Source organism: Stenotrophomonas sp. 2694 (assembly GCF_040548715.1).
Lineage (GTDB): Bacteria > Pseudomonadota > Gammaproteobacteria > Xanthomonadales > Xanthomonadaceae > Stenotrophomonas > Stenotrophomonas indicatrix.
This window is the reverse complement of sequence record NZ_JBEPSG010000010.1, coordinates 44,860-62,290: the sequence shown is the minus strand read 5'-3', so window position 1 is coordinate 62,290 and position 17,431 is coordinate 44,860. Positions and strand designations below refer to the sequence as shown.

General features: G+C 67.0%; 14 protein-coding genes. 5 read left to right on the top strand and 9 right to left on the bottom strand.

The window, feature by feature from the left end; all coding sequences use genetic code 11:
* The first annotated feature begins 30 nt into the window (after window positions 1-30).
* The 4 genes from ABIA73_RS13435 to ABIA73_RS13420 all read left to right on the top strand — a co-directional run bounded on the left by ABIA73_RS13435 (window position 31) and on the right by ABIA73_RS13420 (window position 2,575).
* Entirely contained in the window at window positions 31-879 is an 849-nt protein-coding gene (locus ABIA73_RS13435; protein WP_033830189.1) for a DUF2145 domain-containing protein, read from the top strand.
* An 18-nt stretch (window positions 880-897) separates the two neighbouring features.
* Window positions 898-1,392, top strand: a complete 495-nt coding sequence (locus ABIA73_RS13430) for a hypothetical protein (protein ID WP_025878220.1) — start codon at window positions 898-900, stop codon at window positions 1,390-1,392.
* A gap of 32 nt (window positions 1,393-1,424) precedes the next feature.
* Entirely contained in the window at window positions 1,425-1,940 is a 516-nt protein-coding gene (locus ABIA73_RS13425) for a hypothetical protein (RefSeq protein WP_025878222.1), read from the top strand.
* A gap of 74 nt (window positions 1,941-2,014) precedes the next feature.
* On the top strand, window positions 2,015-2,575 hold the full coding sequence (locus ABIA73_RS13420; protein WP_025878224.1) for a queuosine precursor transporter: 561 nt from the start codon (window positions 2,015-2,017) through the stop codon (window positions 2,573-2,575).
* Window positions 2,576-2,829: 254 nt separating this feature from the next.
* Here the strand turns inward: ABIA73_RS13420 and glnE are convergent, their stop codons facing one another.
* Window positions 2,830-5,625, bottom strand: coding sequence for a bifunctional [glutamate--ammonia ligase]-adenylyl-L-tyrosine phosphorylase/[glutamate--ammonia-ligase] adenylyltransferase (gene glnE, locus ABIA73_RS13415; protein WP_354275906.1), 2,796 nt, complete (start codon window positions 5,623-5,625; stop codon window positions 2,830-2,832).
* 375 nt (window positions 5,626-6,000) lie between these two features.
* Here glnE and scpC point away from each other — a divergent pair, with 375 nt between their 5' ends.
* The gene (gene scpC / locus ABIA73_RS13410; RefSeq protein WP_025878227.1) at window positions 6,001-7,515 is read left to right on the top strand and encodes a succinyl-CoA:acetate CoA-transferase ScpC; all 1,515 of its coding nucleotides are present in this window, start codon (window positions 6,001-6,003) and stop codon (window positions 7,513-7,515) included.
* Window positions 7,516-7,644: 129 nt separating this feature from the next.
* Here scpC and hglS read toward each other — a convergent pair whose 3' ends face one another.
* The 8 genes from hglS to ABIA73_RS13370 form a co-directional block, all read right to left on the bottom strand.
* Window positions 7,645-9,006: a 2-oxoadipate dioxygenase/decarboxylase HglS gene (gene hglS, locus ABIA73_RS13405; RefSeq protein ID WP_059065771.1), complete on the bottom strand. Its 1,362-nt coding sequence runs from the start codon at window positions 9,004-9,006 to the stop codon at window positions 7,645-7,647.
* Between the two features lie 162 nt (window positions 9,007-9,168).
* Window positions 9,169-9,657: a hypothetical protein gene (locus ABIA73_RS13400; protein WP_059065769.1), complete on the bottom strand. Its 489-nt coding sequence runs from the start codon at window positions 9,655-9,657 to the stop codon at window positions 9,169-9,171.
* 31 nt (window positions 9,658-9,688) lie between these two features.
* Window positions 9,689-10,441: an HAD family hydrolase gene (locus tag ABIA73_RS13395; protein ID WP_032975604.1), complete on the bottom strand. Its 753-nt coding sequence runs from the start codon at window positions 10,439-10,441 to the stop codon at window positions 9,689-9,691.
* A gap of 96 nt (window positions 10,442-10,537) precedes the next feature.
* The gene (locus ABIA73_RS13390) at window positions 10,538-10,957 is read right to left on the bottom strand and encodes an EF-hand domain-containing protein (RefSeq protein ID WP_025878233.1); all 420 of its coding nucleotides are present in this window, start codon (window positions 10,955-10,957) and stop codon (window positions 10,538-10,540) included.
* Between the two features lie 227 nt (window positions 10,958-11,184).
* Entirely contained in the window at window positions 11,185-11,556 is a 372-nt protein-coding gene (locus tag ABIA73_RS13385; protein WP_025878234.1) for a hypothetical protein, read from the bottom strand.
* Window positions 11,557-12,151: 595 nt separating this feature from the next.
* On the bottom strand, window positions 12,152-12,865 hold the full coding sequence (locus ABIA73_RS13380) for a M15 family metallopeptidase (RefSeq protein ID WP_354275905.1): 714 nt from the start codon (window positions 12,863-12,865) through the stop codon (window positions 12,152-12,154).
* The gene (locus ABIA73_RS13375) at window positions 12,798-14,351 is read right to left on the bottom strand and encodes a serine hydrolase domain-containing protein (RefSeq protein ID WP_354275904.1); all 1,554 of its coding nucleotides are present in this window, start codon (window positions 14,349-14,351) and stop codon (window positions 12,798-12,800) included. Before ABIA73_RS13375 ends, ABIA73_RS13380 begins: the two co-directional genes overlap by 68 nt.
* A 55-nt stretch (window positions 14,352-14,406) precedes the next feature.
* On the bottom strand, window positions 14,407-17,430 hold the full coding sequence (locus ABIA73_RS13370) for a TonB-dependent receptor (protein WP_223494066.1): 3,024 nt from the start codon (window positions 17,428-17,430) through the stop codon (window positions 14,407-14,409).
* Window position 17,431 lies beyond the last annotated feature (1 nt).

Sequence of the window (17,431 nt, the reverse complement as noted above, 5' to 3'; positions counted from 1 at the left end):
GCGGGCCTGCCCGCGTCTGGAGCGGTTTACATGGAACGTCTGCATCGCCTGCGCTGCGCCCTGCTGCTGTCGATGGGCCTGCTGGCCACCGTGCCGGCATGGGCCGACAGCGGCACCTGCCGCGAGCGCTACCCCAGCGTGGCCGCGCAGGCGGCGATGTTCGATGTGGCGTGGACCACGGCCGAGCGCCTGGATGCGCTGCCCGACGTGGACGTGGTGATCGCCGCGCGTGGCGGCCAAGACCTGAGCCGCTACGGCCTGCGCCACAGCCACCTGGCCTTCCTGCTGCGCGAGGACGACGGCCGCTGGCGCGCGATGCACCTGCTCAACCGCTGCAAGACCGACAGCTCGCAGCTGTACCGCGAAGGCCTGGGCAATTTCGTCGGCGAAAGCGGCACCCATACCGATCTGCGCATCGGCGTGCCGCCCCCGGCGTTGCAGGCTGCACTGAAGCGGATGCTGGCAGCGCCGGCGATCCAGCCCAAGGCGCTGCACGAATCGAACTACAACGTCGTGGCCTATCCGTTCGCGACCGACTTCCAGAATTCCAACCAGTGGATCCTGGAAGTGCTGGCCGCAGCGATGGCGCAGGCCGAAGGGGGCCCGGTCATCGTCAAGCGCGAACAGGCACAGCAATGGCTGCGCGCGCAGAAGTACCAGCCCAGCGTGCTGCATATCGGCCTGGGCAAGCGCGTGGGTGCGCGCTTGTTCGTGGCCAACGCCACCACCACCGACCATCCGGCCAGCGAACGCATTTCCGGCAACTACTCGGTGGTGACGGTGGAATCGGTATTCGACTTCCTGCACCAGCGCAGCCAGCTGCAGCAGGAACTGACCATTGCGCATGCGACGGCCGGCACTGCCGCCGCTGCGCCCTGACCTGGCAAGGAGAAGATGATGCGCAACCTGCAGTTTTCCGCGTTGGCCGTGCTTTTGTGCGGCAGCCTGTTGTCTGCAGCGCCGGCACATGCCGAGCGCCGCATCGTGATCATCCAGAACAGCGTGCCCGAGGGACCGAGCCTGGAGATGTCCGCGCCGATGGTGGAACGGGCGCGCGCAGCCGCGGCTGGGGAAACCAACGATGCGGGCATGCCCCCCGGCCAAGGCCCGCGGGTGACGCTGCCGCAGATGCAGGTCAGCGCCATCTCCACCACCGTCGATGGCCGCCGTGAAGTGCTGCTGCAGGACCCCGCCAACCCGCAGAACACCGCGTCCATGCAATGGCCCAAGCGCCCCGGTGACCCGGCCGTGCAGTTCAACGTGGGCCAGACCGTGAATTTCGAGCCTGCTGAATCGGGCAACGGCTGGCGGGTGAGCGACAACCAGGGTCGGCCGCTGGAGTACCTGCCCGAAGCCACCGGCCCGCGCGACATTTTCGATACGCAGCGCTGAGCCGCTGCCTTCACCCTGACCAGGAGGTCACCATGCTTCGTTCCCTGCGCGCCCCCGCCGCCGCCCTGCTGCTCTCGGCCCTGACGGTGCCGACCGTGCACGCTGGCGCTGCCCCGCACATCAACAGCGGCCAGGCCAGCGTGCTGGTCACTTCGCTGATCGTGGTGTCGGTTCCGCTGGCCACCTCGATGGGCCTGGCCGCGCTGTCCAAGGCGCCGTTCAAGGCCAGCGAGCGCAATGGCCGGGTGGCCGAGCGCACTCCGGCAGTGCCGCTGCCGCCGATGGAAGTGAAGCAGGTGGCGACCACCGCCGCTGGCGAGCGCCAGGTGCAGCTGCAGGTGCCGGACAAGGCCGACCAGACCGCCACCCTGCAGTGGCCGGCGATCGAGGGCGAAGACCCGGTGGCCGGTTTCGTGGTCGGCCAGCAGGTGCGCTTCGACCCGACCGATGCCGGTGCCGGCTGGACAGTGAAGAACAGTGACGGCAAGGCCCTGGCCTATGTGCCGACCGCCTATGCCGCCGGCGACGCGCTGAGCGAGCAGCTGTAAAACTGAACGGCCGTTTTTGGCTTTGCGGCGGGCCGGGCGGATAATGGGCGATCCCCTTTGTCCCCTGGCTCGCCATGTCCGTGCGTCCTGCGCCTGTTTTTGCCCCGTTGACCGCCCGCGCCCTGGTGCTGGCGGTGCTGGCCATGGGCGCGGTGGTGCTGCTGTCCAACGTGCTGGTGCAGTACCCGATCAATGACTGGCTGACCTGGGGTGCTTTCAGCTACCCGGTGGCCTTTCTGGTCAGCAACCTGATCAACCGCCGCTTCGGCCCGGGCCCGGCCCGCCGCGTGGCGTGGATCGGATTTGCGGTGGCGGTGCTGCTGTCGGTGTGGGTGGCCACACCGCGCATTGCGATCGCCTCGTGCTCGGCCTTCATCGTGGCCCAGTTGCTGGACATCACCGTATTCGATCGCCTGCGCCGCGGCAGCTGGTGGCGCGCACCGATGGTGGCCACCACCTGCAGCGCTACGGTGGACACCACGATCTTCTGGTCGATCGCCTTCGCCGGTTCCACCCTGCCGTGGGTGAGCTGGGCGGCGGGCGACCTGGCGGTGAAGCTGGCGATCGGCGTGTGCCTGCTGGCCCCGTTCCGCGCGCTGCTGTGGAAGATGGCGCCGCTGCGTACAGCGGGCTGACCGCCTCACCGGTGGGTGCCAACCTTGGTTGGCACACTCCCTGAACCCGGTAGCTGCCAACCTTGGTTGGCACACTCCCTGAACCCGGTGGGTGCCGACCGTTGGTCGGCACGCTCCTTCAGGGTTCATCGCAGCTGAGAGATTGTGCCGACCAACGGTCGGCACCTACCAATGAAAAGCCATCGCCGAGCCATTGACCCGGTGGGTGCCAGAGGTCGGCACCCACCCAAAGCTGCTACCGCCGTTGCAGGCGGTCAGGCGAACGGCAGCTCCGCGGCGATGCACGCAGCGCGGATCGCCGCACACGCCTCTTCGATGGCCGGCGTGGTCGGTGCCAAGCGCGGCCGGCGATCCAGCGTGCAGGCCAGCCCGACCTCCAGCAGCGTGGCATGCGCGCGATGCAGCGCGTGTGCGGTGGCTTCGGGCAGGAACTCCGCCGCGGCCAGCGCGTCGATCAATGCCGGCGTGGCACGCGGCTGCAGCAATGCAGGGACTTGCGCACTGCATGCCAGCACGCCGGTCTGCAGCAGGAATTCCAGGTCGACCACGCCACCCGCGCCCTGCTTCAGGTCGAGCCGCGCGGCATCGCTGCGGTCCAGTTCAGTGCGCATGCGCCCGCGCATCTTCACCACATCGGCATACAGCGTTGCGCGATCACGTTCGCGGCCCAAGGTCTGCGCACGTACCTGTTCGAAATCCTGCAGCAGGCTGGCATCGCCGGCCACGCCGCGTGCGCGCACCAGCGCCTGGTGCTCCCAGGTCCATGCGCGATCGCGCTGGTACTCGGTGTAGCTGGCCAGCGAAGACACCAGCGAGCCCTTGCCACCATCCGGACGCAGGCGCACGTCGATGTCGTACAGGCGGCCGGCGGCGGTGACTGCAGCCAGCAGCGCCATCACCTTCTGGGCCAGGCGCGCATACCAGCGGCCCGGCTCCAGCGGGCGCGCGCCGTCACTGGCTTCCACACCCGGCGGGTGATCGTGCAGGAACACCAGGTCCAGATCCGAGCCGAAACCCAGCTCCAGGCCGCCCAGGCTGCCGTAACCGATGATCGCGAAGCGGCCGCCGGCGATAGCGCCGTGCGCGGCGTGCATATCGGCCTCGGCCATCGCCAACACGGTGATGACTACCGCCTGCGCCAGTTCGGCCAGTTGCCGGGTGCTGTCGACCGCGCCCTGGCGGCCATCCAGCGTGGCCATGGCCATGCGGAAGCTCAACGCCAAGCGAGTTTCATTGAGCCAGCGCAGCTGCGATTCGGGATCTTCCACCGGCAGCACCTGCCGGCATTCGGCCAGCATGCCGGCGGCGTCGGGCATCGGCCCGGACACGCGTACGTCCAGCAGTTCGTCCAGCAGCAGCGGATACGCGGCCAGGCGCTCGGCCAGCAGCGCGCTGCGTGCCAGCACGTCGACCAGTCGCGCGAGCGCGCTGGGCTGTTCGTCCAGCAGCGCCAGGTAGCTGGTACGGCGCAGCACTGCCTGCAGCAGGCCGAGCACGCGCTTGAGTGCGGCATCGGGCTGCGGTGAACGGGTGGCGGCGTGCAGCAGTGCCGGCAGTACGCGGTCCAGGCGCGCACGCGCCGCATCGGACAGCGACTTCACGCCCGTGCCCTGGGCGAAATCGCGCAGTGACTGATCGGCGCCATTGGCATCGAGGAAACCGGCCTCGGCCAGCAGCGGCGCGTTGCTCCCTTCGGGCAGGCTGCGCCAGTAGTTGGCCAGCGCATCCGGCGCTGCCTGGCCCTTGCGTGGTGCCAGCAGCGCACCGAACTCGGTACTGACGCGCTGCTGCTGCACACGCAGTGCGTCGCGCAGCGCATCCCAATCGGCATAGCCGAGGCCGACGGCAATCCGCTCGCGATCCAGCGCATCGCTGGGCAGCACATGGGTCTGCGCATCGCGCAGCATCTGCAGGCGGTTTTCCAGCCGGCGCAGGAACAGATAGGCCTCGCGCAGTGCGGCGCCATCATCGCGGGCGATCTGCCCGGCAGCCACCAGGGCATCCAGCGCGACCAGCAACCGCCGCTCACGCAGCACCGGCTCACGGCCACCGCGAATGAGCTGCAGCGCTTGGCACAGGAATTCGATCTCGCGGATGCCACCGGCACCGCGCTTGATGTCGTCGTGCATCTCGCGGCGGGCGACTTCTGCAGTGATCGCCGCCTTCATCTCGCGCAGGCCGTCGAGCGCGGTGAAATCCAGGTAGCGGCGGTACACGAACGGACGCAGGGTCTGCAGCCAGGCCTCGCCAGCGGCGATATCGCCCGCCACCGCACGCGCTTTCAGCCAGGCATAGCGCTCCCAGTCACGGCCTTCGCGCTGGAAGTACTGATCCATCGCAGCGAATGACAGCGCGACGCGGCCTGCGCTGCCAAACGGGCGCAGGCGCAGGTCGACGCGATGGCTGAAGCCATCGACGGTGGTTTCATCCAGCAGCTTGGCCAAGCGCTGGCCGAGGCGGGCGAAGTACTCTTCGGCCGCCAGCGCACGCGGACCGTCGGATTCACCGCCCTGCACGTAGGCGTAGACCAGATCGACATCGGAACTGAAGTTGAGCTCGCCACCGCCCAGCTTGCCCAGCCCGAACACCACCAGCTGCTGCGGTTGGCCGTTGTCATCGGTGATCACCCCGTGGCGCTGGGCGAACTCCTGCTGCAGGGCGTCCAGCGCCAAGCGCAGGCAGTCCTCGGCCAACGCGGTGGCGCCCGCCAGGGTCTGCGGCACGTCATCCAGCCCGGCCAGGTCGCGCCAGATCAAGCGGGTGGACATCGCCGTGCGCCAGCGTCGCAGTTGTGCCGGCCAGTCGCTGGGCTGCAGCGGGTCGAGCACCGGCGCCGGCAGCGGCGGGCAGCCCGGCGCGGCCAGCTGCGCCAGCAGGCTGGGCTGGCGCACCAGGGTGTCCAGGGCGAAGTCGCTGCTGATGGCCAGCTGCACCAGCATCGGCTGCAGTTCGGCCGGGATGGGATCGGGCACTGCCTGGGCCAGGCGCGCCAGCGCGCGGTGGACGAGGGGCTGCAGGGTGGCGGGCAATTCGGCGGGGGCGAGGGTCATGCACTGATTCTCGCGGGGTCGCATCTCTTTGCCAACGGCGAAGGGCTGTGACCGCTTGCTGCGATATCGCCGAAGGTTGCTGGGGTTGCCGGCCAGCGGCCGGCACTACCGCTAATGGAGGCCGCGCATTCATCTTGGGCGACAGGCAATAAAAAAGCCCGCTTGCAGCGAACTGCCAGCGGGCTCTGCTCCCTCCCCCACGTCGGGATGCAGGGCCATCGTGCGGTGTACGAAAGTACTTTGCACGCTGCACTGCAAAACAAAACTGACGGGTATGGGAGAGGCCTTGCCGGAAACACCATTCCACGAAGGTAGAACCCCCCGTACGGCAGGGGATGGCCGATAATCGGGATTCCCCCCAGAAACGCTGTTGTCATGACTGTTGATCGCATCGCCAACGCGCGTCTTCGTGACCGCGTGGTCTCCGCCGAGGCCGCAGCCGCGCTGATCCAGCCCGGTGAAACCGTGGCCATGAGCGGCTTTACCGGCTCCGGTTACCCCAAGGCCGTTCCCGTTGAACTGGCCCGCCGCATCGAATCGGTGCATGCCCAGGGCCTGCCCTTCCAGATCAGCCTGATGACCGGCGCCTCCACCGCGCCGGAACTCGATGGCGCGCTGGCCAAGGCCGATGGCATCGCCATGCGCATGCCGTTCCAGAGCGACCCGGATGCGCGCAACCGCATCAACGAGGGCAAGCTGGATTACATCGACATCCACCTCAGCCACGTCGCCCAGCACGTCTGGTTCGGCTTCTACGGTGAGATCGATACCGCCGTGGTCGAGGTCTCGGCGATCCGCGAGGATGGCTCGCTGGTGCCGTCCACCTCGCTGGGCAACAACAAGACCTGGCTGGACCTGGCCAAGAAGGTGATCATCGAGGTCAACGAGTGGCAGCCGGCCGGCGTGGACGGCATGCATGACATCTACTACGGCACCGCGCTGCCGCCGCACCGCAAGCCGATTCCGCTGGTCAATGCCAACGACCGCATCGGCGAGACCGCGCTGCGCTGCGACCCGGACAAGATCGTGGCCGTGGTGCGCACCAATGGCCCGGACCGCAACAGCCCGTTCAGCCCGATCGATGCGACCAGCGAGCAGATCGCCGCGCACCTGATCGAGTTCCTGCAGCACGAAGTGAGACGCGGCCGCCTGCCGGCCAACCTGCTGCCGCTGCAGTCGGGCGTGGGCAACATCCCCAATGCAGTGCTGGCCGGCCTGGCCAAGAGTGGTTTCCGCGACCTGGCCGCGTTCACCGAAGTGATCCAGGACGGCATGCTCGACCTGCTGCGCGACGGCGTGCTGAGCTATGCCTCGTGCACCGGCTTCGCACTGAGCCCGCAGGCCAACGAGACGTTCAAGGAGAACATCGATTTCTACCGCGAGCGCATCATCATGCGCACGCAGGAAATCTCCAACCATCCGGAACTGGTGCGCCGCCTGGGCTGCATCGGCATGAACGGCATGATCGAGGTGGACATCTACGGCAACGTCAATTCCACGCACGTGATGGGCACGCGGATCATGAACGGCATCGGCGGTTCGGGCGACTTCGCGCGCAATGGCTTCCTGTCTGCGTTCCTGAGCCCGTCGACGGCGAAGAACGGCACCATTTCGGCGATCGTGCCGATGGCCAGCCATGTCGACCACACCGAGCACGACGTGTCGGTGATCGTGACCGAACAGGGCCTGGCCGATCTGCGTGGCCTGACCCCGCGCAAGCGCGCGCAGGTGCTGATCGACAACTGCGCGCACCCGGATTTCCGCGCGCAGCTGCAGGACTACTTCGACCGCGCCAGCCGCGAGAGCTACGGCAAGCACACCCCGCACCTGCTGCCGGAGGCGCTGTCGTGGCACCAGCGGTGGCTGGATACGGGCACCATGAAGGCCTGAGTATTGCCGGTTCGCCGGGCATGGCCCGGCGCTACCCCGCATCGCACCTTGGTAGCGCCGGGCCATGCCCGGCGGGTGTGCCGCATCACACCTCGGTAGCGCCGGGCCATGCCCGGCGGGTGTGCCGCATCAGGTGCGCAGGCTCGCCAGCGATTCGGCCTGGATGCGCTCGTAGATCTCGAACTCATCGTTCACCGCCGCACCCAGCGCCTGTTCGAAGGCCTCGCGATTGGCATGGGCGGCGTACGCGCGCTGCTCACCGCCGCCCAGGTTCGACTGGAAGATGCCTGCGGCACTGACCGGCAGGAAGTCCTCGTAGACGATCGGATCGGCCGTGGCCAGGCCCGCGGCAACCAGCACTTCGGCCGGCAGATCGGCCACGCGCTCCGGCGCGGCGCGGCCAGCGTCGGTCAGCTGGTAGCGGTAATACCCCAGGCCTTCCTGGCGCAGGGTGTCGTGGTCATCCGGGAAGCTGGCGAACACCGCCTGCAGGCGCTGCCCATAGTCGCCACCGGTGCTGCCCGCGCCGTCGGCATCGCGCGCCTGCGTCAGCAGCTGGTCGTACAGCGCGCGGCCCTTGGCGGTCAGCGCCAGGCCACGCTGCTCGATCTCGCCGAAGCGCGCGGTATGGGTACCGGCGTCGCCGCCCTCGTTGCCCGGGAAGTGCACCGCCTCTTCCAGTGCCTTGAAGCTGGTCTGCCGCAGCAGGATCGGGCAGGCGCGGCGCGGCGGGCCCTCGATCACCGCCTTGGCGGCCATGCCGTGCTCGATCATCGCCGCCTGCGCAGCGTCGATGTCCAGCGTGCGCGGGGTCAGGTGGTTGATGTGCGGGCCACGGAAGCTGACCACGTCGGCCACCAGCCGGTGCGCCTTGTGCAGGGCATGGTAGGTCGGCAGGTCGACGGTGGCGTCACCATGCCAGCGGAAGGTCTCCAGCGCCTGTTCGACGAAGCGCTCGGCATCGGCCTGGGTCAGGCCACCGTCACGCTCGGCCTGGTCGATCAGCGCCAGTGCCTCGTCGGTGAAGATGCGGCGGCGGGCGAGGATCTCGGCCGACTGTGCGCGTAGCGCCTCGTCTTCGATCAGCTCCAGGCGCAGCAGCGAGGTGAACACGCGGAACGGGTTCAGTGCCAGCGCAGCGGCGGTCAGCGGGCGGAAGGCGGTGGAATGCACCGGCACGCCGGCCACCGACAGATCGTAGTAGCCCACCGGGTACATGCCCATCACCGCGAACAGGCGGCGCAGGGTTGCCAGTTCCTGCGGGGTACCGACGCGGATCGCGCCATGGCGTTCTTCATCCAGGCGGGCACGCTCGTCGTTGCGCAGCAGCTGCGCGGCCAGCGCCGGGTCCTGCGCCAGGACCTGCGTGTTGATCCGCTCCACCAGTTCCACCAGCGTGCCGTACAACGGCACTTCGGTGCGGTACATGCGGGACATGGCCTGGGCGAACAGGCGGCGGATCACATCAGGCGAAACGAAAGAGGCGCTCATCAGTCACTCGATTACGGGAACGGGGAACAGCTCGGACCCGTATTGTCGCCGGAGCGCGCGGCGGCGGCGATACGCAGAGCAACATGAAGAGCATCGGTAGCGCCGGGCCATGCCCGGCGAATCCCAGGGCCGCGCTGCGCGCTCGCCGGGCGTGGCCCGGCGCTACCGCTTCAACTGCCGCTTCAGCGTGGCATCGAGGGCGATCGGCCGATCCCAGTGCTCGTAGCTGGCCACGATGGCGTGGCGTACGGCGCGGTAGTGCAGGTTCTGCGGCTTGGCCGGCATCCGCTTCACCACCTCGGCCCAGCCGCCCTCGGGGTCCTGGCTGAAGGCGCGCACGCTGTCGCGGCAGGTCTGGCCACTGGCCTTGGCCCAGAAACAGGCGAAATAGATGTCGCCGGCCTGCCACCGGTGGGTGGTGGCCAGCGCGGCGATGTAACCGCGCGGTACACCGGCATAGCGCGATACCTCGTCGAGGAAGGCATCGGGGTAACGCTCGGCGTAGTGGTTGATGTCGGCCAGCTGGGTGTCGACCCAGGCATCGCCGGTATCCACCTCATAGGTCGCCGAACGTTCGGCGGTCTGCTGCGCCAGCACGATGGCCGGCGCCAGCAGCAGGGACAACAGCAGGGCGCGCAGTGGCAGTTTCATGCTTCGATTCTGCCGCAGCGGCCGCGCCGTGTCAGGCCGCGGCAGCGGCCTTGGCCTCGATCGTCGCCAGCGCCGCCGGCCAGTCCCAGGCGGTATCGGCGTTGACCATGCGTGGTTCGTCGTCGGCCACGCCGTGCTGGGTCTCGTGCGCCCAGGTCACCGCGTACGGGGTGTGGATACCCCAGCCGCCGAGGGTGATCACCGGTTCGATGTCCGAGCGCAGCGAATTGCCGACCATCACGAACTGCTGCATCGGCAGGTCGAACTCGGCCAGCACGCGGGCATAGGTTTCCGGGTCCTTCTCGGACACGATCTCGATGCGCGGGAACAGGTCCGCCAGCGCCGCGACCTTGATCTTGGCTTCCTGGTGGAACAGGTCGCCCTTGGTGATCAGCACCACCGGGTACTGCGCGGCGATGGCGGCCACCGACTCGCGTACGCCGTCGATCAGTTCGACCGGGTGGCGCAGGGTGTCATGGCCGATATCGAGGATGCGCTGGATGTCCTTGGCTTCGATCCGCTGCGAGGTGATCTCGATGGCCGCTTCGATCATCGACAGCGTCATGCTCTTCACCCCGTAGCCGAACACGCCGAGGTGGCGCTGCTGCACTTCCAGCAGGTGGCGGGCGGTCTGGGTGTCGTGGACGTCGATGTAGCGCGACAGCAGGTCCAGGTAATCCTGCTCGGCCTTGCGGTAGTAGTCCTCGCTCTTCCACAGCGTGTCGTCACCGTCAAAACCGACCAGGCCGATGGCGCGCGAGGGCGCAGGCGTGGAGGTGTTCATCGCCCTAGGATACAGGCGCGGCGATGACGAAAAAAACCCGGGTGGCCGAAGCCACCCGGGTTGCCCATGCACCGGTTGTCCCGAATTCAACCTTGATCAGCGACCCTGGCCTGCGGCCGTGCCACCCGCGCCGGCACCCGCCTGCTGGGCGGCCACGTAGGCCTTGTACTCGTCGGCGCTCAACTGGCCGTCCTTGTTGGCATCCGCCTGGTCGAACACCTGCGCAAGGCCCGCATTCACCTGCGACTCGCTCTTGCTGATGGTGCCGTTGCCATCGGTATCGATGCTGGCCCACGTCTGGCCACCGCCGTTGGCCTGCGCCGAGGCTGCTGCGGCCGCGTCGGTGGCCTGGTCAGCCGCCTGGCCTGCCTGTGCCGCCGCCTGCTGGGCCTGTGCCGCTTCGTTCTGTGCATGCGCGGCCTGCTGCTTGGCCGACTGCGCCATCGCCGGGATGGCCAACACGCTGCCGGCGGCGACGATCAGGGCGATCAGGGGCTTGCGGTTGCGAATAGTCATCTGGGGTGTCTCCTGAAGGGTGGTAGTGCGCGGTCGTTGTCTCCGCACGGCACCTACCCTGCCACCGCGTTTCTGAATCGATTTTGCGCCGCGATTCCCTCGAACACGCATGGTTAACCACTGGCGCAGACGCATGCGTTAGCGCGGTGGTTAGTGTGAAGTGAGCAGACAGTAAGACGAGCATTCAGCGCTGCACGATTTAACCGGCAGCGAACGAAAAACCTGCGTCAGTCGACGGTTTTTTCCGATGACCGCGAACTGAACAACACCCATCCCAATGCAACACCGGAGAGCGCACCGGCAATCTCCAGCACCACGCGGCTGCCCAGTTCGTTCGGATCGTGGATGGTGGACAGGAACAGGCGCGCATACAGCGGCGACTCCAACCGCACGATGCCCATGTAGAACAGCTTCCAGGCATCGATGCCGGCGGAGATGATCACCGCGATCACGCACGACCAGCCGATGGCATGGCCCACGGTCCAGTGCAGCAGCCGGCACAGGTGGTGCCACAGGAAATACACCAGCAGGCCGACCAGCAGGGCGATGAGGCCCGCCTCGAGCGTACCGAGCAGGCCGAAATGCAGGGGAAGGTTCATCAGGCGGGGACGCAGGAGAAGGCGGCCAGTGTAAGGGGTATCGGCAGGGCTGCGCCCTGTACCTGCCGAAGCCAGGGCAACGGCAACCGCCAAAGCAACAGCGGGCGTTCCGTGGGATGGCGGGGTGGTGTCGGATTGCGGGGACGCCGCAAGTACGTCCCTGTAGGCTCAGCCGCGCCATCCATGGCGCGGATGCCCCGCAATCCGACACCGCCCCGCCTTCGACAGGTTCCCGGTATGTGGTAGATCCACGCCATGCGTGGATGGATTTCCATCGCATCGAATATTTCGACAATTGAACGAAGAACATCCACGCATGGCGTGGACCTACCGTGTCGACCAAGGTCGACACCCACCAGGAGCACGCCAAGCCATTCCGACAGATCGCGGAAATCTGTCGAAGGCGGGGTGGGTCCGGTTGCGGGGGCGTGAGCCGCATGGATGCGGCGACCGAGCTTACATGGACGTACTTGCAGCGGCCCCCGCAACCGGCCCCACCCCGCTATCCCACGGAATGCCCGCTGTTGCTGTTGCTGTTGCCGTTGCCGTTGCCGTCGATTCGGCGGGTGCAGGGCGCAGCCCTGCCGACACCCCCTTACCGCACTGGCACGTCGTAGGCGGTACCGGAGTCCGGCTCGGGCTGCAGCGTGTAGTGCCACCACTCCTGCGCATAGTTGGCGAAACCACGCCGTGCCATCGCCTGTACCAGCTGCTGGCGGTTGCCCTTCTGTGCGTCATTCAGGCCGGGCGTCTGCGTATGCGCGCGCGGGCCGAAGAAGTCGAAATCGGTGCCCATGTCCATCGGCGTACAGCGCCCGCTGCGGCAATCCAGCAGGCCCAGATCCACGGTGGCACCACGGCTGTGGCCGGAGCGCTCGGCGATGTAGCCGTCGCTCAGCAGCTGCGGCTTGTCCAGATCCGGATACTGCAGCGCCTTGCGCGACTGTTCCTGCGGATCACTAACCCAGGCCATGAACGCCTGCACCGCGCGCACCGGGCGATAGCAATCGTAGAGACGCAAGCCAAAACCCTGGGCGCGCAGGTCGGCTTCCACAGCGGCCAACGCCTTTGCCACCGGCGCCAGCAGATAGCATGCAGGTGCCTCATAGCCGGGCACGCGCGCAGCGGTGAAGTTGTTGGCACCGGCGTAGCGGATGTCCATCTCGATGCGCGGCGACAGCGTGCGGATCTCCACCAGTCCCGCCGCAGTGACGTCGGTGGCGGGCGAGATGCGCGGCGGCTCAGCGGCGTGCGCCGCCGCTGCCAGGGCAATCGCCAGTACGAGTGAAATGCAGGTCCTGGAAGTCATAGCTGAAGTCGATCTCCGGATCGATGGCGCGCAGCTCCAGCGTCGGCGTGCCTGCATCGGGATTCAGCCACGCCTGTGCCGAGGGTTCCAGCGTATCCCACTGCAACAGCCAGCGACCCTGTAGCTGCTGCACCGTTGCCTGCAGCGTGGGCGATTTGTCGACGCTGAAGCGCAGGCCGTTGGCGGTGGGACACAGCGAGGCGGGGCCCAGCCAGGGATCGCGGTAGCGCCCCTGCCATTGCGCCAGATCAGTGGTTTCAGCCGGTCGGGCCGCCCGGGTAGAGGGCGCACGACTTCCCGTGGCGGCACGCGCGGCCCGATCGGCCTTCAGCTCGGCCAGGTAGTACCCCACAGGTTGCGCGTCATCCGGCGCGGTGAACTGTTTCAGCGTCGACTGCATCAACGCGGTGCGGGCTTCTTCGGCCTCGCCGTTGATCAGCATCACCACGCCGACCTTGCGATCCGGCAGCAGCGCCAGCGAGGAATACATGCCCGACAGCGTACCGGTGTGCGCGACCTTCCAGTGCCCGTCCATGTCCGACACCCGCCAGCCCAGCCCATAGCCATAGAAGTGGGCGTTGTCCCACTTGCGTTGGCGTTCGCCCAACGGCATCGGCATGTGCAGCGTCCACAGCATGCGGCGTTGCTCGGCGCTCAACCACGCCGGTGCCAGCGCCGGGTCCAGCAGCACCTGCATCCAGCGCGTCATGTCGCGCAGCGAACAGCGGATGCCACCGGCCGCCATCGACGTCAGATCGGGGCTGAGCGTTCCATCGGCACCGGCCACCACGTTGCGGCCATCGCGACGCACATGCGGTTGGGCGACATTGCCGACCTGCTTCACCGACCATGCGCCCACCTGGCAACGGGTCATCCCCAGCGGTTCAAACACCCGCTCGCGCATCAGCTGGTCATAGGGCTTGCCACCGGCGGCCGCAGCCACCTCACCAGCAACGACGTACATCAGGTTGTCGTAGGCGTAGCCGCTGCGGAAACTGGTGACTGGCTTCAGGTGTGCCAGCCCGGCGATGACATCGCTGCGGGTGAAGGCATTGGGCTCGGGCCACAGCATCAGGTCACCGGCACCCAGGCCGAGGCCACTGTTGTGAATCAGCAGATCGCGCACCTGCAGGTGTTCGCCCACCCAGGGGTCATGCATGCGGAACGCCGGCAGGTGGCGGCGTACCGGGTCGTCCCAGCGCAGCTTGCCCTGCTCCACCAGCGTGGCCAGCAGCGCGGCGGTCATCGCCTTGCTGTTGGAGGCGATCTTGAACAGCGTGTCTTCGTCGATGCGGCCGCCGTCACCGCGCGCGCCTTCGGCGTGGCGATAGACCACCTGGCCATCCTCGACCACCGCCATCGCCAGCCCCGGCAGGTGCTCGTGCTGGCCCACGAAGGCGATGTCGGCGTCAAGGCGTGCGGTGTCCACCGCCCCTGCTGGGGCGGTGGCGGCAAGCAACGCGGCCAAGGTCAGCAGGCGATACACGGCCGGTCTCCATTGGCAGGGCCGGGCGACGCCCGGCCCTGCGCATCCTCGTCGATCAGAAGTTCCAGGTCACCACCAGCTGGGTGTAGCGCGGCGCCTGCCAGCGGGTACCGGTAGCGAAGGTGTTCTCGCGGTACTGGCCAGGCTGGGCTTCGTAACGCTGGTGCACGTTGATGGTCTTCTGGTTGTTGAAGATGTTGTACACCGACAGCCGGGCACTCAGGTCGATGCCCTCCACCGGCAGGCGCCAGGTCACGTTCGCGCCCATGGTCCAAGTCCACGGCAGGCGACCGAAGGCACCACGCGGGCTGTATTCGAACTGGCGTTTGTCATAGGGGCCGGAGCAGTTGGCCACGCACAGCCAGCCGGTGCCACCACCGCTGCCCTCACTGGAGGTGCTGCCACCTGCGATCGAATCGTTCGGCCACATGACGCCATAAGCGGTGATCGGGCCGCCGGACTGCACCTGCAACGTGGTGCCGAACGACCACTGCTTGTTCAGCGCATACGCCGCGCGCAGCTTGAACTGGTGACGGAAATCATTGAACAGCACGCCATAACGTTCATTGGTAGCCGGGTGATCCCAGAACTGGACCATGCCGGTGTCGCCGTAGTTGGTATCGGAGTTCACCGGCCCTTCGAAATTGCCCTCGCTCTTGGACCACAGGTAGGACGCGTTGAGCATCCACTTCTCGTCCCATGCGCGATCGATCTGGAATTCCAGCGCCTTGTAGGTACGCTTCGGCTTGGAATAACCGATCACCTCGCCGCTGCCGCCCTTGCGATAGCCGCTGTTGGCGGTATCGATGGTGATCCAGCCTTCGTTGGCGCAGCCGATGCTCTTGTCGCCCCAGATGGTCAGGCTCTCGCCCGGGTTCGCGATCGGCCACAACGTGCTCGGCGTCGGTCCGCACGGGGTGTAGTTGATGCGGATGTCATCCAGTGCGCGGGTCATGCGCCGGTAGGTGGCGTTGACGCCCCACGACCAGGCCTGGTTGATCATGTTCTGGAAACCGAGGATGTACTCGTCCTGGTAGACCGCTTTCAGGTCCTTGTCCACGCTCTGCCGCAGGTCGGCACCGCCGGTGTTCATGCGGGTGTCGGTCGGCCCGATCTGCTGTCCGATGACCGGCGCCATGTACGCCGAACCGGTAGGCGAGGTCTTCCGTTCCCAGCCCTCAAGCACGTAGTAGCTGTACTCGTCGGTCAGGCCGCCGGCGAAGTTGACGTTGATGTTGTTGGTCACCGGCAGGTAGTAACGACCCGCGTTGCCGAACAGCTTGGTGCTGCCATCGCCCTTCATGTCCCACGAGAAGCCCACCCGCGGCGCAATCAGATCGTCCATCTTGATGAACGCCTTGCCGGCGGCGGTGCGGTTTTCGAAGCGGTCCCAACGCACGCCAAGGTTCAGCATCAGGTTCGGAGTGATGTTCCAGATGTCTTCCAGGTAGAAGGCATTGGCTTCGGTCTCGAACTTGCCGCCGGATTGCCGGTTGCGCGCACGCAGCATCTCGGTGACACCGGCCGGCACGTAGGCATTGGCGCCGTCCCACACTTCATCCCCGGGACGCGCCACGTAGGCGGTGTAGCTCAAGGCGGTCGGCCCGGGATAGCGGGTGGTCTGGTCGGTGGTCATCAGCTCGCGGTCAACGCCGAAGCGCAGCAGGTGGTCTCCCAGCTGCCATTCGAAGTCCAGGCGCGCCACGTCGCGTGTGTCATCACGCTCGGCCACGGCGGTCCCGGTCGGATGGCAGCCGGCGCGCAGGCCCTGCAGCTTGGACAGACGGGTGCCATAGGTGCTGTCGGTGAACACCGGGCTGCAGGCCTGGTCCAGCGACGAGTTGGTGAAGGCGCGCTGGTTGTTCTGGCCGACCATCGCGCGCGCGGTGAAGTTCTGTCCGAAGTGACCGGTGTAGGTGGCTGACCAGTTCTTGCCGCCAGTCTCGGTGATCGAATCACCGCCCCAGTCGCCGAGGCGGTTGTCATCCCAGTCGTAGGCGTAGGACGCATTGGTGACATCGCCTTCATCGGAGAATGCCAGCAGCGCCAGGCTGTGGTTGTCATTGATGTTCCAGTCCAGCTTGGTGCCCCAGAACCCATTGCCGGACTTGTTCTTGAACCAGGTGCTGCCATCGGACGAGGTGTTGTGGCCGCGGTCGTTGCGGTCCTCGTACATGGCGAACAGGAACAGCTTGTCCTTGATGATCGGCCCAGAGCCCCAGACATTGGTCTTCAGGAACGAGTTGTTGTCGCGGCTGCCATAGGAATGCGGCGTACCGTCGCGATGGAAATGGTCACCGCCGCTTGAGCGCCCTGCGCTGGGCTCGGCAGTGACTTCCACGCCGCCCTTGAACTCGTTGCTGCCCGAGCGGGTGACCGCGTTGATCACGCCGCCGGTGGAACGGCCAAACTCGACCGAGTAGCCGCCGGTCTTGACCTGGAATTCATTGAAGAACGCGAACGGGGCCGTGCTGAAGCCGCGACGCGTGTACATGTCGGTAACGTTGAGGCCGTTGATGAAGACTGCGTTCTCGGCCACCGAGGAACCGGCGAAGGACAGGCCGCCGAACGAGGAGTTGCCGCCGACCACGCCTGGTGCCATCAGCGCCACGGCGGACAGATCCTGTGCCACCGGAAGCCGTGAGATTTCCTGCCGGTTGATGTTGAATGAGGTCTCGGTGGAATAGACGTCCACCCGGTTGATCACGCGGGTACCGACCACCTGCAGTGCATCGAGGTTGGTGACGCCGCCGCCACTGGCCAGGTTGACGGTCGTGGTGCCGCCGACAGCGACGCTTACCGCCACCTGTTCGCCCAGGGTCTGGCCATCGCGGCTGAGCTGCAGCCGATAGTCACCCACCGGCAGCTGGCCGAGGCGGTAGCTGCCGTCGGCACCGACGGTGACCGTCCGGGTCAGGCCGGTGCCGGCATTGACGACGGTGATCTGGTCGCCCGCGGTGGCGCGGCCGGCAACGGCACCCGACACGTTCTGGGCCATGGCCGTGGTGGGCAGCATGATGCCCAGACACGCGCCGAGGGCGACGCACAAGGCCGCCCGCTTGATGTTGTAAGCCTTCATC

What these genes read in the sequence shown, in the direction of transcription:
- ABIA73_RS13435 (WP_033830189.1), top strand. Translation starts at nt 31, where the DNA reads ATGGAACGTCTGCATCGCCTGCGCTGCGCCCTGCTGCTGTCGATGGGC.
- ABIA73_RS13430 (WP_025878220.1), top strand. Translation starts at nt 898, where the DNA reads ATGCGCAACCTGCAGTTTTCCGCGTTGGCCGTGCTTTTGTGCGGCAGC.
- ABIA73_RS13425 (WP_025878222.1), top strand. Translation starts at nt 1,425, where the DNA reads ATGCTTCGTTCCCTGCGCGCCCCCGCCGCCGCCCTGCTGCTCTCGGCC.
- ABIA73_RS13420 (WP_025878224.1), top strand. Translation starts at nt 2,015, where the DNA reads ATGTCCGTGCGTCCTGCGCCTGTTTTTGCCCCGTTGACCGCCCGCGCC.
- glnE (WP_354275906.1), bottom strand. Translation starts at nt 5,625, where the DNA reads ATGACCCTCGCCCCCGCCGAATTGCCCGCCACCCTGCAGCCCCTCGTC.
- scpC (WP_025878227.1), top strand. Translation starts at nt 6,001, where the DNA reads ATGACTGTTGATCGCATCGCCAACGCGCGTCTTCGTGACCGCGTGGTC.
- hglS (WP_059065771.1), bottom strand. Translation starts at nt 9,006, where the DNA reads ATGAGCGCCTCTTTCGTTTCGCCTGATGTGATCCGCCGCCTGTTCGCC.
- ABIA73_RS13400 (WP_059065769.1), bottom strand. Translation starts at nt 9,657, where the DNA reads ATGAAACTGCCACTGCGCGCCCTGCTGTTGTCCCTGCTGCTGGCGCCG.
- ABIA73_RS13395 (WP_032975604.1), bottom strand. Translation starts at nt 10,441, where the DNA reads ATGAACACCTCCACGCCTGCGCCCTCGCGCGCCATCGGCCTGGTCGGT.
- ABIA73_RS13390 (WP_025878233.1), bottom strand. Translation starts at nt 10,957, where the DNA reads ATGACTATTCGCAACCGCAAGCCCCTGATCGCCCTGATCGTCGCCGCC.
- ABIA73_RS13385 (WP_025878234.1), bottom strand. Translation starts at nt 11,556, where the DNA reads ATGAACCTTCCCCTGCATTTCGGCCTGCTCGGTACGCTCGAGGCGGGC.
- ABIA73_RS13380 (WP_354275905.1), bottom strand. Translation starts at nt 12,865, where the DNA reads ATGACTTCCAGGACCTGCATTTCACTCGTACTGGCGATTGCCCTGGCA.
- ABIA73_RS13370 (WP_223494066.1), bottom strand. Translation starts at nt 17,430, where the DNA reads ATGAAGGCTTACAACATCAAGCGGGCGGCCTTGTGCGTCGCCCTCGGC.